12 protein-coding genes are annotated in these 14470 nt (G+C 65.4%); 4 read left to right on the top strand and 8 right to left on the bottom strand.

Going from position 1 to position 14470, the window contains the following annotated elements; translation table 11 throughout:
* Positions 1–5: 5 nt before the first annotated feature.
* The 8 genes from purD to AC6H0R_RS02420 all read right to left on the bottom strand — a co-directional run bounded on the left by purD (position 6) and on the right by AC6H0R_RS02420 (position 8710).
* Positions 6–1283, bottom strand: a complete 1278-nt coding sequence (gene purD, locus AC6H0R_RS02455; RefSeq protein WP_497579747.1) for a phosphoribosylamine--glycine ligase — start codon at positions 1281–1283, stop codon at positions 6–8.
* Between the two features lie 40 nt (positions 1284–1323).
* Positions 1324–2895 (bottom strand): bifunctional phosphoribosylaminoimidazolecarboxamide formyltransferase/IMP cyclohydrolase, encoded by a 1572-nt coding sequence (gene purH, locus AC6H0R_RS02450; RefSeq protein ID WP_497579746.1) that lies wholly within the window; start codon positions 2893–2895, stop codon positions 1324–1326.
* A 48-nt stretch (positions 2896–2943) separates the two neighbouring features.
* A complete protein-coding gene (locus AC6H0R_RS02445; RefSeq protein WP_497579745.1) occupies positions 2944–3180 on the bottom strand; it encodes a Fis family transcriptional regulator in 237 nt (78 codons plus the stop codon).
* Positions 3177–4199: a tRNA dihydrouridine synthase DusB gene (gene dusB / locus AC6H0R_RS02440; RefSeq protein WP_497579744.1), complete on the bottom strand. Its 1023-nt coding sequence runs from the start codon at positions 4197–4199 to the stop codon at positions 3177–3179. The genes AC6H0R_RS02445 and dusB overlap by 4 nt, the downstream gene beginning before the upstream one ends.
* Positions 4200–4388: 189 nt before the next feature.
* The gene (locus AC6H0R_RS02435) at positions 4389–5519 is read right to left on the bottom strand and encodes an FAD-dependent monooxygenase (protein WP_497579743.1); all 1131 of its coding nucleotides are present in this window, start codon (positions 5517–5519) and stop codon (positions 4389–4391) included.
* 79 nt (positions 5520–5598) lie between these two features.
* Positions 5599–6939 carry a Xaa-Pro aminopeptidase gene (gene pepP, locus AC6H0R_RS02430; protein ID WP_497579742.1) on the bottom strand — a complete coding sequence of 447 codons (1341 nt, stop codon included), beginning with the start codon at positions 6937–6939 and terminating at the stop codon, positions 5599–5601.
* Positions 6940–6999: 60 nt separating this feature from the next.
* Positions 7000–7686 (bottom strand): N-acetylmuramate alpha-1-phosphate uridylyltransferase MurU, encoded by a 687-nt coding sequence (gene murU, locus AC6H0R_RS02425; protein WP_497579870.1) that lies wholly within the window; start codon positions 7684–7686, stop codon positions 7000–7002.
* A gap of 22 nt (positions 7687–7708) precedes the next feature.
* Positions 7709–8710, bottom strand: a complete 1002-nt coding sequence (locus AC6H0R_RS02420) for an aminoglycoside phosphotransferase family protein (protein WP_497579741.1) — start codon at positions 8708–8710, stop codon at positions 7709–7711.
* Between the two features lie 84 nt (positions 8711–8794).
* Here AC6H0R_RS02420 and AC6H0R_RS02415 point away from each other — a divergent pair, with 84 nt between their 5' ends.
* The 4 genes from AC6H0R_RS02415 to rsmA are packed head-to-tail and all read left to right on the top strand — an operon-like array spanning position 8795 to position 14280.
* Positions 8795–11176, top strand: a complete 2382-nt coding sequence (locus tag AC6H0R_RS02415) for an LPS-assembly protein LptD (protein ID WP_497579740.1) — start codon at positions 8795–8797, stop codon at positions 11174–11176.
* 23 nt (positions 11177–11199) lie between these two features.
* Complete coding sequence (locus AC6H0R_RS02410; RefSeq protein ID WP_497579739.1) at positions 11200–12528, top strand: peptidylprolyl isomerase; 1329 nt, start codon at positions 11200–11202, stop codon at positions 12526–12528.
* The gene (gene pdxA, locus AC6H0R_RS02405) at positions 12528–13511 is read left to right on the top strand and encodes a 4-hydroxythreonine-4-phosphate dehydrogenase PdxA (protein WP_497579869.1); all 984 of its coding nucleotides are present in this window, start codon (positions 12528–12530) and stop codon (positions 13509–13511) included. The genes AC6H0R_RS02410 and pdxA overlap by 1 nt, the downstream gene beginning before the upstream one ends.
* Entirely contained in the window at positions 13504–14280 is a 777-nt protein-coding gene (rsmA, locus tag AC6H0R_RS02400; protein ID WP_497579738.1) for a 16S rRNA (adenine(1518)-N(6)/adenine(1519)-N(6))-dimethyltransferase RsmA, read from the top strand. Before pdxA ends, rsmA begins: the two co-directional genes overlap by 8 nt.
* Positions 14281–14470 lie beyond the last annotated feature (190 nt).

Genomic DNA, 14470 nt, shown 5'->3' with positions numbered 1-14470 from the left:
AGGGCTCAGCTCTTGCGCGCCAGCGCGCGGAAGCCGATGTCCCGGCGGTATTGGGCGCCTTTGAACTGGATCGCGTCGGCAACGGCATAGGCCTTGGCCTGGGCAGTGCGCACGCTCTCGCCCAGCACGGTGACACACAGCACACGGCCGCCGGACGTGACGACATCGTCGCCCTTCATCACGGTGCCGGCATGGAAGACATGGGCGTCTTCACTCGACGCTGCGGGCAGGCCGGTGATGACATCGCCCTTGCGCGGCTTCTCGGGGTAACCCTTGGCAGCCATCACGACGCCGAGCGCGAAACGGCGGTCCCAGTCGGCCTCGATCAGGTCAAGCTTGCCTTCGAGCGCGGCTTCGATGAGATCGGTCAGGTCGCTCTTCAGGCGCATCATGATCGGCTGCGTTTCGGGGTCACCCATGCGGCAGTTGAATTCAACCACGCGCGGGCGGCCGTCGTCGTCGATCATCAGGCCGGCGTACAGGAAGCCGGTGTAGGGCGTGCCTTCGGCCTTCATGCCGGCGAGCACCGGGTAGATGATCTCGCGCATGACACGGGCGTGTACCTCGGGCGTGACCACCGGGGCGGGCGAATAGGCGCCCATGCCGCCGGTGTTCGGGCCTTCGTCCTTGTCTTTGAGGCGCTTGTGGTCCTGGCTGGTGGCCAGCGCCAAGGCGTTGGTGCCGTCAGCCATGACGATGAAGCTGGCTTCTTCGCCGCGCATGAATTCTTCGATGACCACGCGCGCGCCAGCGTCGCCCATCTTGTTGTCGAGCAGCATCATGTCGATGGCGGCGTGCGCCTCTTCGAGCGTCATCGCTACGACCACACCCTTGCCCGCAGCCAGGCCGTCGGCCTTGATGACGATGGGCGCACCCTCGCGCTCGACATAGGCGTGTGCCTCGGTCGCGTCGGAAAAGGTCTCGTACTTCGAGGTCGGGATGCCGTGGCGCACCATGAAGCGCTTGGCGAAATCCTTGGACGATTCGAGCTGGGCGGCGGCTTGCGCGGGGCCGAAAATCGGCAGGCCGGCTTCACGGAAGGCGTCCACCACACCCGCGGCGAGCGGCGCTTCAGGGCCGACCACGGTGTAGGCAACCTCTTGAGCGCGCGCGAGTTCGATCAGGTCGGGAATCTTCGTGACCTCGAAGTTCTCGACCTGGGGTTCGAGCGCGGTGCCCGCATTGCCGGGTGCGACGAGTACGCGGGTGACCTTGCCGGACTGGACCAGTTTCCAGGCCAGGGCGTGTTCGCGGCCGCCGGAGCCGATGACGAGAACTTTCATGTGGAGTCGGGGATTTTGTCGTTGTGGGGTTGCAGAGCGTTCAATGACGGAAATGGCGGAAGCCGGTGAACACCATGGCTACGCCGTGTTCGTCGGCGGCAGCGATGACTTCGGCGTCACGCATTGAACCACCGGGCTGAATGACCGCCGTGGCGCCAGCGTTGGCGAGCACGTCCAGACCGTCACGGAAAGGGAAGAAGGCGTCCGAGGCAACAACCGAGCCGCGGATGTTCAGACCGGCATTCTCGGCCTTGATCGACGCGATGCGGGCGGAGTCGACGCGGCTCATCTGGCCGGCGCCGACGCCGACCGTCATGCCGTCGCGGCAGTACACGATGGCGTTGGACTTGACGTACTTGGCCACGCGCCAGGCGAACAGCAGGTCGGCCAGCTCGGTCGGGGTCGGTGCACGCTTCGTGACCACCTTGAGATCACCGATCTGGATGTGGGCGTCGTCCGCGCTCTGCACCAGCAGACCGCCCCCGACGCGTTTGAAGTCGAGCGCGCCGGCGCTGGCGCCGAGCGGGCATTGCAGCACGCGCACGTTCTTCTTCTCGGCCAGCAGGGTCAGCGCGTCCGGCGCAAAGGTCGGGGCGATCAAAACCTCCATGAACTGCTTGGAGACGGCTTCGGCGGTGACGCGGTCGACTTCACAGTTGAAGGCGATGATGCCGCCGAAGGCGGAGGTCGGGTCAGTCTGGAAGGCCTTGGCGTAGGCGTCGGCGGCGTTGAGGCCGAGCGCCACGCCACACGGGTTGGCGTGCTTGATGATGACGCAGGCGGCGGTGTCGAAGGCCTTGACGCATTCCCACGCCGCATCGGCGTCGGCGATGTTGTTGTACGACAGTTCCTTGCCCTGCAACTGCGTGTAGCGTGCGATGCAGCCTTCCGGCGCATGCGGCTCACGGTAGAAGGCGGCGCTCTGATGCGGGTTCTCGCCGTAACGCAGGTCCTGCACCTTGTCGAAGGCGATCTGGAAGCGCTCGGGGTAGGCCGCGCGGCTGCCGTCGTCGGCCAGCGAGGTCAGGAAGTTGGAGATGGCCGAGTCGTAGCGCGCGGTGTGCGTGTAGGCCTTGGCGGCCAGTGCGAAGCGGGTCTTGTACGACAGCGCACCGCCATTGCTCTGCAGTTCTTCGACGATGGCCGAGTAGTCGTCCGGGTCGGTGACGATGCCGACGCCGCCGGCCGCGTCACCGTGGTTCTTGGCGGCTGCACGCACCATGGCCGGACCGCCGATGTCGATGTTCTCGATGGCGTCTTCGAGCGTACAGCCGGCCTTGGCGATGGTCTGCTCGAAGGGGTAGAGGTTCACCACCACCAGATCGATGCGCGTGATGCCGTGCGCGGCGATGGTGTCCATGTGCTCGGGCAGGTCGCGGCGCGCGAGGATGCCGCCGTGCACTTTGGGGTGCAGGGTCTTGACGCGGCCGCCGAGCATCTCGGGGAAGCCGGTGTGCTCGGATACGTCGGTAACCGGCAGGCCGGCTTCACGCAGCATGGCGGCGGTGCCGCCGGTGGACAGCAGGGCGACGCCGAGTGCGTCGAGCGCGCGGGCGAGATCAAGAACGCCGCGTTTGTCGGAGACGCTCAGTAGGGCTTGGGTGACTTTCATGGATTCGAATGATGCAGCGGGAAAAGCGCGCCCGGCGGGCGCGCGGGGTCACAGCAGGCCGTGTTCGGACAGCTTGCGGCGCAGGGTGTTACGGTTGATGCCGAGCATGCGGGCCGCCACCGACTGGTTGCCGCCGGCGCGTTCCATGACGCAGGCCAGCATCGGGCGTTCGACATGCTGGATCACCATGTCGTAGATCGCCGAAGGCTGTTCGCCATCGAGGTCGCAGAAATACTGGTCGAGCGTGCGGCGCACGCATTCTCCGATGTCATTCTCGCGACTCATGCGGCGAGCTCCTGCAGGGGGTCTTCTTCGTAGTGCAGTCGGGTGTCGTGCTCGGCGAGCAGGCCGAAGAACTCGTCTACGGCTGCCGTCTGGCTGTCGATGTCGCCCAGCGTATTCATCATCTTGCGGAAAGCCGCCGAGCCGGCCAGCCCCTTGGTGTACCAGGAGATGTGCTTGCGGGCGACCTTCAGTCCGGTTTCCTCGCCATAGAAACCGTAGAGGTCGGCGAGGTGTTCGCGGCATACCTGATGGATTTCGGTGACCAGCGGTGGCGGCAGCAGTTGGCCGGTGGCCAGGAAGTGCTCGATCTCGCGGAAGATCCACGGCCGGCCCTGCGCCGCACGGCCGATCATGACGCCGTCGGCCTTGGTGTATTCGAGTACGAAGCGGGCTCTTTCGGGCGTGGTGATGTCGCCGTTGGCGATCACCGGAATCGTCACCTGCGATTTGACCAGCGCGATGGTGTCGTATTCGGCATCACCGGTGTATTGGTCGGCACGCGTGCGGCCATGAATGGCGATCGCGCGGATGCCGGATTCTTCGGCGATGCGTGCGATGAGCGGGGCGTTCTTGTTCTCGCGGTTCCAGCCGGTGCGGAATTTGAGCGTGACCGGCGTATCGGGCACGGCCGACACCACGGCTTCAAGGATGCGCGCGACCAGCGGTTCGTCCTGCATCAGCGCCGAGCCGGCCATCACGTTGCACACCTTCTTGGCCGGACAGCCCATGTTGATGTCGATGATCTGCGCACCGCGGTCGGCGTTGTACTTGGCCGCCTGAGCCATCATCGAAGGGTCGGCGCCGGCGATCTGCACCGAGATCGGATCGACCTCGCCGTCGTGGTTGGCGCGGCGTTGGGTCTTGGCACTGCCGTACAGCAGCGAATTGGACGTGACCATTTCCGACACCGCGACACCGGCACCCAGCTTCTTGCACAACTGGCGGAACGGACGGTCGGTCACGCCGGCCATCGGTGCCACGAACAGGTTGTTGCGCAGATTGAAGCCGGCGAACTGCATGGGCGACGAAATTCCGGGTGGGGTGGGGAAGGGCGCCATTCTACCGCAGCGGCCGGCCGGCGTGGCCGACGGAGTAGGCGCACAAGGCAGATAAACGACGCGTGGTGGTGCGCATCCGACGTTCGGTGTCCCGGTCTGAGCGCCGGACGCTTGTCAGTTGCACGTCCGCAACGCTTGCCTGGCTTGCGTTCAGGGCCAGGCTCGCGCGCCAAACATCATGCGTCGCGCGACGAAGCCGCGCAGCGGGCTGCACAGATCGAGTGCCGTGAGCCCGAGGCCACGCACGACCGACAGCGGCCCGAAATCATTGGCGAAGACACGGATCAGGCCGTCGGTGAAACCGATGGTGCCGGCACGGTCGAGTCGGCGGCCGCGCGCCCACTCTGCGAGCAGTGCAGGGTCGCCGGGGTCTGCGGCGTCGCGCAGGGCCGCGGCGAGCGAGTGCACGTCGCGTAGTGCGAGGTTGAAGCCCTGGCCGGCGACCGGATGCAGGGTCTGGGCGGCGTTGCCGAGCCACGCCGTGCGCGGTCCGACCGCGCTGCTGCGATAACGCAACGCCAGCGGGTAGCGCACGCGGGGGCCGACGGAGGCGAGTGCGGTGCGCCCGCCAATGGTCTGCTGCAGATGGGCGAGGTAGGCCGCATCGTCGAGCGCCGCGAGGCGGTCAGCCGTGTCGTCAGAGACCACCAGCACGCTGGCGTAGTCGTCGCCGAAGGGCAGCAGTGCGAGCGGGCCTTCCGGCGTGAAACGTTCGAAGGCCAGTCGGCCGTGTCCGTCGCGCGGGCACACCGTGGCGATCAGCGCGTGCTGGCCGTAGTCGCGGCTCTTCACGGCCTCGCCATCGCCGGGGCCGCCTTCGGCGCGCACGATCAGTCGCGCGTTGACAGGCTCGTCGTTGAGCTGCGCGCTGATCCGGGTGGTTTCGAGTGTGGCTTCGCCGACACGGGTGTGGTCACGCACTTCGATGCCCGCGGCGTCTGCCGCGGCGCGCAGTGCTCCGGTCAGTACGCCGGCAGAAACGACATGGCCGAGGGCCGGTGCGCCCAGTTCGGTGGCACGCAGCACGGTGCGCCCGAAGCCGCCGCGTTGCGAGACATGGATGGTTTCGATTGGCGTGGCGTTGAGCCCGCGCCATACGCCCAGGCGTTCGAGAATCAGGCGGGAGCCGTGGGCCAGCGCCAGTGCGCGCGGATCGCTTGTGACGGCGTCGCGGTCGCGCGCGTCGGCCACGACAATGCGTTTGCCCGAGTCGGCCAGCGACAGCGCCAGCGCTAGTCCGGCCGGGCCGCCGCCAACGATGAGCAGGTCCGCGTCGGTCACTGGACTGCCCTCCGGTCGCTTGCGCTGTGCAGAGCCAGCTTTGGACGAGCGCCGCCTTCGAGCGGCCGGGCGGCGTCGCTCATGCTCCGTCGCGCATCAGCGCTTCGATCTCGTCGACTTCGCGCGGCACACCGTCCGTGAGGTATTCGCAGCCGTCGGCGGTGATGACGGCATCGTCCTCGATGCGGATGCCGATGTTCCAGAAGGCTTCCGGAATGTCGTCGGCGGGGCGGATGTAGCAGCCCGGTTCGATGGTCATCACCATGCCCGGTACCAGCGTGCGCCACTCACCATCCTGTTTGTATTCGCCGACGTCGTGCACGTCGCGACCCAGCCAGTGGCCGGTGCGGTGCATGTAGAAACGACGGTAGGTGTGCTGCTCCATCACGGCGTCGAAGGAGCCGGTGAGCAGGCCGAGGTCGAGCATGCCCTGCGCCAGCACTTTCACCGCGGCTTCGTGTGCGGCGTTCCAGTGCTGGCCCGGTCGGGTTTCGGCGCGCGCGGCATGCTGGGCGGCCAGCACCAGCTGGTAGACGTCGCGCTGTGCGTCGGTGAAGCGGCCACTCACGGGGAAGCTGCGGGTGATGTCGGAGGCGTAGCCGTCGAGTTCGCAGCCGGCGTCGATCATCAGCAGGTCGCCGTCCGCCATGCGGCGGTCGTTCTCGACGTAATGCAGGATGCAGGCGTTGGGGCCGCTGGCAACGATCGACGGATAGGCCGGAAACTGGCTGCCCGCGCTGCGAAAGGCGTGCAGCAGTTCGGCGTCGATCTCGTACTCGAAACGGCCCGGGCGTGTTGCGCGCATCGCGCGGCAGTGGGCGTCGGCGGAGATCTGCCCCGCGCGCCGCATGATCGCGAGTTCGGAGGCGTCCTTGATCAGGCGCATCTCGTTGAGTTCGGCCAGCGCGTCGCGAATGCTGTGCGGGGCCGTCGAGCCGGCGCGGGTCTTCGCGCGCACGGCATTGAGCGCGCGGGTGATGCGTGCATCCCACGCGTCGTCGTAGCCGAAGCCGCACCACAGCAAGGGCTGGTTGGTGAGCAGTTCGGGCAGCGTTGCGTCGAAGTCCTCGACCGCGTGCGTTTCATCGAAGCCAAAGGCTTCGCGGGCCGCATCCGGCCCCCAGCGGCGACCGTCCCAGATCTCACGCTCTTCGTTCTTTTCGCGGCAGAACAGCACACTTTTCGGCGTATCACCGGCGATCAGCACGACGATGGCTTCCGGCTCGCCGAAGCCGGTGAGGTAGTGGAAGTGGCTGTCGTGGCGGTAGGGATAGTGCGTGTCGCTGTTACGTGCGCGCTCCGGCGCGGTGGCCAGTACGGCCACCCCACCGCCTGCGGCCTGCATGCGGGCGATGAGGCGCTCGCGGCGGGCGCGGAACGGGGCGATGTCCGGGGTGAGGCGTTCTGTGACGGTATTCATGGCGAGATTATGGCACTGCCGGGACGGCGTTTGTTTTTGGTGGTCTCGGTGTGCAGGGCGCTACCCGGTGAGGCCGGGCGGTGTCCGCAGCCTGCGATCCACTTCTTGCAGCCGCTCTGGCGTGCCGACATCGATCCACTGACCTTCATGCGGGGTGCCGGAGACTCGCCCCTGCGCAATGGCCGCACGCAGAAGTGGCGCGAGTCGCGCCGGTTCGCCAGCGGTCAGGTCGGCAAACAGGGCGGGGTGGTAGGCGCCGATTCCGGAGAAGGTCAGCGCGGGGCCGTCTTCGATGATGCGGCTGTCCGCGAGCGCGAAGTCGCCAGCCGGATGGTGTTCCGGGTTGGCAACGAGCACGAGGTGGGCGAGGTCGCCGTCGGCGCTCAGGTGCGTGGCCGCCTCGCGCACGGCCACCAGATCGGCATCGCAGAAGATGTCGCCATTGACGACGATGAAGGGCTCCGGCCCGAGCAACGGCATGGCCTGGCGGATGCCGCCGGCGGTCTCGAGCGCAACGGCTTCCGGTGAGTAGCGGATCGACACGCCGAGCGCCACACCGTCGGCCAGTGCGGCTTCGATCCTGTGGCCGAGGTGGGCGTGGTTGATGACGATATCGGCAAAGCCCGCGTCGCGCAGGCGCTCGATCTGCCACACGATGAGTGGCTTGCCGCCGGCTTCGAGCAGTGGCTTCGGAACGGTGTCGGTCAGCGGACGCATGCGTTCGCCGCGGCCGGCGGCGAGGATCATGGCGCGTGTCATTGGCGCGTCGTCAGAATGTGTAGCCGACGGCAACGGCTTCGGGTTCGAGGCGATCAAGCAGGCGCAGCAGCGGCTTGAGGTCGCCGTAGCGTGCGCATACGCGACGCAGGTGGGTGCGCACGACCGGGATGTCGTTGAGATAGCCGGTCTTGCCGTCGCGATGCGCGAGCCGCGCGAAGATGCCCATCACCTTGAGGTGGCGCTGTACGCCCATCCACTCGTAGTCGCGGTGAAAGTCCGGGAAGTCGGCGCGCACCGGCAGGCCGAGCTTGCGGGCGGCTTCCCAGTAACGGATCAGCATGTCGAGCTCGAAGGATTCTTCCCAGTGGATGTAGGCGTCCTTCAGCAACGATACGAGGTCGTAGCTGATCGGGCCATACACCGCGTCCTGGAAATCGATGATGCCGGGGTTGCCCTGCTCGAGATGCATCAGATTGCGTGAGTGGTAGTCGCGGTGCACAAAGACCTGCGGCTCAGCTAGGTTCACGGCGAGCACCCGTTCATAGACCTTTTCGAGCGCTTCGCGCCCGGCGGTGTCGAGTTCGGCACCGAGGTGGCGGCCGATGTACCACTCGTCGAACAGCCGCATCTCGCGTTCGAGCAGCGCTCGCGAATACTCGGGCAGCACGCCCGGTCGGCTGGCGAGCTGCACGGCAACGAGGCTGCCTAGAGCATCGGCATACAGCAACGCGGCGTTGTCGGGGGTGAGCGCCTGCAGGTAGGTGGTGTTCCCCAGGTCGGACATCAGAATGAAGCCCTGCTCGGGGTTTTCGGCGACGATGTGCGGCACATTCACGTTCGCGGATGCAAACAGTCTTGCAACGGAGAGCCATGGGCGGCAGTCTTCATGTTCGGGCGGGGCATCCATCGCGATCAGGCTGGGTGCGTTGCCGGCGCCGCGTACACGAAAGTAGCGGCGAAAGCTGGCGTCGGCCGAGGCCGTGTCGAGCTCGATGGTCCGATCGGGCAGTACCGAGGCAAGCCAGGTTTCAAGCTGAGCGCGTCTATGCACGGGTTCTCCGCAATGCTGGTGTAGAATTTTGCAAGTTTATCAAAGGGCCAGGCCTGACCGAACATGAGCGAGAGGGAAGAGCGCTTGCGCGATAGCACATTCGAAGGTCGGCGGCCCAGGGTTCTGGCCCTGCTTCTGCTCATGTTCCCCGGCCTGACTCATGCCGGAGCGATGGCGCCGTTGCGCGTCGATCCGTCGCTGCTGGGCGAGCGCAGAATTGTCTCGCCGGCCTCAGCCGCGGGCGGCGCGCTTGCTCCGGCGATGAGCCTGCGTCCCGAGATCAGTGACGGCCGCACCACGGTGCGCGCCCAAAGCATCCGCGGTCTGCGTTCGGTCGAGGTGATTGCCGAAGGGCAGGCCGAGATCGTTCGCGAAGACGATTTCAAGGTCACTGCTGAACGCCTCACTTACAACGAGCTGACCGACGAGATTTCCGTCGAGGGCAATGTCCGTCTGGAGCAGGGTGACGACGTCATCACCAGCGATCGTGGCCGCCTCGTGGTGTACGAGCAGACCGGCGAATTCGTGGCCCCGGAGTACGCCTTCACGGTCAAGTCGGTGTCCAAGGAGACCGGCGTCGAGCGCACCATTGTCGCTCGCGGCGAAGCCTCGATGCTGCGTTTCGAGGGCGAGAACCAGTACGTACTCGAAAACGGCACCTGGACCACCTGCAAGCCTGAAAGCTCCGACTGGTACATCAAGGCCGGTTCGATCGATCTCGACTATGACACCCAGGTCGGTGTCGCCAAATCCACGTCGCTGGTCTTCAAGGGCGTGCCGTTGCTGTACTGGCCGAGCATGAGTTTCCCGCTGGGCGATCAGCGCAAGTCGGGCTTCCTGGTGCCGACTGTGGCGGCTTCGGAGAAGACCGGTTTCGATCTGGCCGTACCGTATTACTTCAATATCGCGCCGAACTACGACGTTACGCTGGTGCCACGCCTGATGACCAAGCGCGGTCTGCAGCTGGGTGCCGAAGCACGCTACCTGGGCGACAACTACGAAGGCCAGACGCGCCTGGAGTGGCTGGCGAACGACAAGATCACCGGCGAGGCGCGCGGTCTGGCGTCGATTCAGCACCGCCACAACATCACCGATCGGCTGCGCGCATCGCTGAACTTCAACGGCGTCACCGACGACGAGTACTTCGAGGATCTCAGCTCCACGCTGCAAGTCTCGTCGCGGCGCAACCTGCTGCGCGAGGGACGCATCGACTACCACGGTGGCTGGTGGAGTGCGTCGGCTCTGGCTCAGAGCTATCAGACTTTGGGTGACGTCGATTCGCCTTACAAGCGCTTGCCACAACTCACGCTGAATGCGCGTCGTGCCGACCTGCCGGGCGGTCTGGAGGTCGGCTTCGAGAGCGAATACGTAGATTTCCGCCATCGCGACGAAACTGAGATTGACCTTGGAGTGCGTGAATACACCGAGGGCAAGCGATTTAGTGCTTATCCGCACATTGCGCTCAACTTCAGGCGCCCGGGTTGGTACATCAAACCCAAAGTCGGGGTGCATTACACACGCTACGACCTTACAACGCCATATTTGGATGAAGCCAATTCGACGTCGATCACCCGCTCGTTGCCGATCTTCTCGCTCGACGCCGGCATGTACTTCGATCGCGAGTCCACGCTGTTCGGCCGCAACACCTTGCAGACACTCGAGCCTCGTCTGTACTACGTGCGCATCCCGTACGAGGATCAGCGCGACATTCCGCTGTTTGATACTTCGAGCTACGATTTTGGTTTTGCGCAGATCTTCTCCGAGAACCGTTATTCAGGTATCGACCGGATTGGCGATGCCGATCAGGTCACTGCAGCGCTGACGACGCGCTTCATCGAGAGCAATACCGGCATTGAGCGTCTGCGCGCGACCGTGGCGCAGCGTTTTTATCGTGAAGACCGTCGTGTTTTCCTGCGGGATCCTGATGAAGAAGGAGTGGATCGCACCCGTACTGACCTGTTGGCCACCTTCTCGGGCCGGATTTCGCGTTCGCTGTCGCTGGATCTTGGCACCCAATACAGCCCGCAGAACAAGACCACTGAGCGTACCAACGTGCGTCTGCGCTTTCAGCCCGAGCACCTCAAGGTATTGAACCTCAGCTACCGCTATCGGCGCGCGATCGAAGGCGCTGAAGATAATATCCGCGACGTGGATATCTCCGGACAGTGGCCGCTCGGCGGCCGCTGGTATGGTGTCGGTCGCGTGACCCGCTCGCTGGAAGAAAAGCGCACCACCGAGGCGCTGCTGGGTCTCGAGTACGTCAGTCGCTGCGGCTGCTGGTCGCTGCGCACGGCGGTGCATCGTTTTGCGATCAACCCGAACGACGTCAACACGGCGCTGTTCTTCCAGCTCGAGCTGACCGGTCTGGGCGGGCTCGGCTCGAACCCGGACAGCCTGATCCGGCGCAGTGTGCCCGGCTACGGCGTAATCAACGAGCCGGTTTCCGATCCGTATTTCGGTAATTGAGGTTTTTCAGGTTGCTGTTTCCAATGAACATTCAAGCCACGTTCGCCCGTTGTCTTTCCGTCCTCGTCGCGGCCACGTGCCTGTACGGCCTGCTGCACACCGGCCCTGCGGCGGCACAGCGTGCCATGCCTGTGGATCGCGTCGTCGCAGTGGTCGGGGACGAGGTCATTACCTACGTCCAGCTGCGCTCCGCCATGGAACGGGTCGTGCAGCAGCTGCGTGCCCAGAACATCGAGCGGCCGCCGAACAACGTGCTGGCGGAGCAGGTGCTTGAGCGCATGACCAACGAACGCGCCCAGTTGCAGCGCGCGAGAGAGATCGGCATCCGGGTGGAAGAAACCACCATGTCCCGTGCCATCGGTCGGGTTGCAGAGAACAACCGGCTGACGGAAGCGGAGTTGCGCGAGGCGCTGGAGCGGGAGGGTATTTCCTGGAAATCCTTCCGTGAGAACCTCCGCAACGAGATCTTGATTTCCCGGCTGCGCGAGTCCCAGGTCGACAGCAAAGTCGCAGTCACCGAGGCTGAGGTCGACAACTTCATCGCCAACAACCCCGACGCCTTTACCGGCAACGAAGTGCTGGTTGCCCACATCCTGATCCGTGTGCCGGAAGAGGTCAGCGAGGGCGACTTCAAGGCACTCGACGCCAAGGCGCAGGAAGTGCTGCGCCGCCATGCGGCGGGCGAGCCCTTCGAGCAACTGGCTGCCGAATTCTCCGATGCGCAGGATGCGACCGAAGGTGGCGTAATTGGCTGGCGCACCCGCGACCGCCTGCCGGCGCTGTTTGCCGACGCCGTGCGTACGCTCAAGCCGGGTGAAGTCTCGCCGGTGATGCGCAGCGCCGCGGGCCTGCACGTGGTGAAGCTGGTGGATGTGCGCGGCGGCGCTGCGCAGATCACTGAAAAGGTCGACCAGACGCGGGCGCGTCACATCCTGATCAAGACCTCCGAGATCCTGCCCGACGCAGAAGCCGAGGCTCGGCTGCTGGCGCTGCGTGAGCGCATTGTCTATGGCGACCAGAAGTTCGAGGACCTCGCCAAGGTGCATTCCGAGGATCTGTCCTCGGCGCGCGGCGGTGATCTGGGCTGGGTCTACCGTGGCGACACCGTGCCGGAGTTCGAGCGGGCAATGGATGCGCTGGAAATCGGTGAAATCAGTCAGCCGGTGCGTTCGCCCTTTGGTTGGCACCTCATCGAGGTGCTGGAGCGTCGCGTCCAGGACGTGACCGAAGAGCGTACCCGGGCGATGGCACGCAATTCGCTGCGAGAGCGCAAAGCCAACGAGGAATACGAGAGTTGGCTGCGTGAGTTGCGCGACTCCACCTACGTAGAGATTCGTCTGGGTCGCGAGTGATGGCCCGCAGTGGCCCCGTCATTGCCGTAACAGCCGGCGAGCCCGCCGGCATCGGCCCCGAACTGTGCGCGCATCTCGCGCTGAATGACTGGGGCGTGCGCCCGGTCGTGATCGGCGATCTTCCCCTGCAGCAGCAACGCCTGGGCGTGCTGTCCGGGCGTGTTCGCGTGCGTGCGTATGCGCCCGGCGCCGGACATGAACCCGGTGTGCTCGATGTGTTGCATGTGCCGCTGGCGACACCCTGCCATGCCGGCACCGTCGATCCCGCCAACGCGCGGCACGTACTCGCCATGCTGGATCGCGCCATCGACGGCTGCGTGTCGGGTGAATTTGCTGCGATGGTCACCGCTCCGGTGCACAAGGCCGTCATCAACGAAGCCGGCATTGCCTTTTCCGGCCATACCGAATACCTCGCAGAGCGCACCGCCACGCCACGCGTAGTGATGATGCTGGTCGGCGGTGGTCTGCGCGTGGCGCTGGTCACCACCCATCTGCCGCTGTCCGCCGTGCCGGCTGCCATTACCCCGGCTGTGCTGGAAGACACGCTGCGCATCCTCCATCGTGATCTGGTCGCGCGTTTCGGCATCAGCAAGCCGCGCATCCTCGTTGCGGGTCTCAACCCGCACGCGGGCGAGGGCGGTCACATGGGGCGCGAAGAGATCGAAGTCATCGAACCGGTGCTGGCCGCCTTGCGCGCCGAAGGCATGCAGCTGATCGGCCCGCTGCCGGCCGACACGCTGTTCGTGCCCCACACGCTTGAAGGTGCCGATGCCGCGTTGGCCATGTATCACGATCAGGGTCTGCCGGTGCTCAAGCACGCGAGCTTCGGTGGTGGCGTGAATGTCACGCTGGGCCTGCCCATCGTGCGCACTTCGGTCGATCACGGCACCGCGCTGGATCTGGCCGGCACGGGCCGCGCTGACCCCGGCAGTCTCTTTGCTGCCATGCAGCTCGCCGTCGACATCGTAGGTCGCCATGTCTGAACATCGCGCGCGCAAGCGCTTCGGCCAGAACTTCCTGTCCGACCCCAACATCATCCGCAAGATCGTCGACGCCATCCGCCCGCAGCCGGGCGAGACCATGGTCGAAATCGGCCCCGGTCTCGGCGCCATGACCGATCCCATCGTCGAGCGCCTTGGCCACCTGAACGTCGTCGAGATCGACCGCGACCTCATCGCCCGCCTCAAGCAGCGCTACGGCCCCGATCAGCTCACCATTCACGAAGGCGATGCGCTGGCCTTCGACTTCGCCTCGCTCGGCACGTCGTTGCGGGTCGTCGGTAATCTGCCCTACAACATCTCCACGCCGCTGCTGTTCCATCTGGCAGGCTTTGCCGATGGCGTGCGCGACATGCATTTCATGCTGCAGAAGGAGGTCGTGCTGCGCATGGCCGCCGAGCCGGACACGCCCGACTATGGCCGCCTGTCGGTCATGCTGCAGCAGCGCTTCGCCATGGCGCGATTGTTTGACGTACCGCCCGGAGCCTTCCGCCCCAAGCCCAAGGTCACCTCCAGCATCGTGCGCATGGTCCCGCTCCCCGCGGACCGCCCCAGGCCCGACGACGAAGCCCTGTTCTCCCGCATCGTCGCTGCGGCCTTCGGCCAGCGCCGCAAGACCTTGCGCAACACCCTGCGCGAGTTCCTCTCCGACGCCGACTTCCAGGCGCTGGACCTTGATCCCGGTCTGCGAGGCGAACGCCTCACCGTGGCCGACTACATCGCCATCGCCAATCACGTCCACCGCGCACGCTGACCTGCGTGCAGCCCTGTGGATGAAATCTGACAACGCAGTTGTGATGCGTCATGCGCTCGGCTACGCTGCAGTCCATGCGTAACGGATACGGCTTGCACCAGTCCGAACAGGCCCCAGGGGCCCGTCGTAGCACGTGCGCATTGATTTGCGGATGCTGTATGCAGGTGCTGTTGAATTGCTATGGATGTGC

This window comes from Pseudazoarcus sp. NS36, from assembly GCF_059703705.1.
Note: the sequence above shows the minus strand (reverse complement) of the source record. Positions and strands in the feature narration are given on the sequence as shown.